Here is a 714-nt window from a genome sequence, read left to right on the forward strand (position 1 = left end):
CTTCTTGCCCTGCAGACCGAGTCGTTCGACTGGTTGCTGGGCAACGACAGATGGAAGGCCCGGGTGGAGGCGGCCCGTCAGGCCGGGCGCAGGGACGTCCCGTTGCAGTCGGGTCTTGAGGAGATTCTCGAGGAGATCAGTCCGATCGAGGACTTCTCGGGGACCATGTCCTTGTCGTTCCGTGATCATCGGTTCGAGCCGCCCAAGTACTCGGTGGACGAGTGCAAGGACAAGGACATGACCTTCTCCGCCCCGATGTTCGTGACGGCGGAGTTCATCAATAACACCACCGGTGAGATCAAGAGTCAGACGGTGTTCATGGGTGACTTCCCGCTCATGACGCCGAAGGGCACCTTCATCGTCAACGGCACCGAGCGGGTCGTGGTCTCGCAGCTGACCCGTTCGCCGGGCGTCTACTTCGAGCGCAATCTCGACAAGACCTCCGACAAGGACCTCTATGCATGCAAGGTGATCCCGTCGCGGGGCGCCTGGCTGGAGTTCGAGATCGACAAGCGTGACAGCGTCGGCGTGCGCATCGACCGCAAGCGCAAGCAGCCGGTCACCGTCCTGCTCAAGGCGCTCGGCTGGACCAGCGACGCCATCTTGGAGCGTTTCGGGCAGTACGAGTCGATGCGCGCCACGCTGGAGAAGGACCACACGGCGGGCCAGGACGACGCGTTGCTGGACATCTACCGCAAGCTGCGTCCGGGTGAG

The 714-nt window shown here is 63.0% G+C and carries 1 pseudogene; it reads left to right on the forward strand.

Annotation, left to right across the window (positions count from 1 at the left end):
* Positions 1–714: pseudogene (locus tag KME77_RS00505) on the forward strand (DNA-directed RNA polymerase subunit beta); the annotation flags it as partial.

This window comes from Nonomuraea rhizosphaerae (assembly GCF_019396405.1).
In the GTDB taxonomy this organism is placed as follows: domain Bacteria; phylum Actinomycetota; class Actinomycetes; order Streptosporangiales; family Streptosporangiaceae; genus Nonomuraea; species Nonomuraea rhizosphaerae.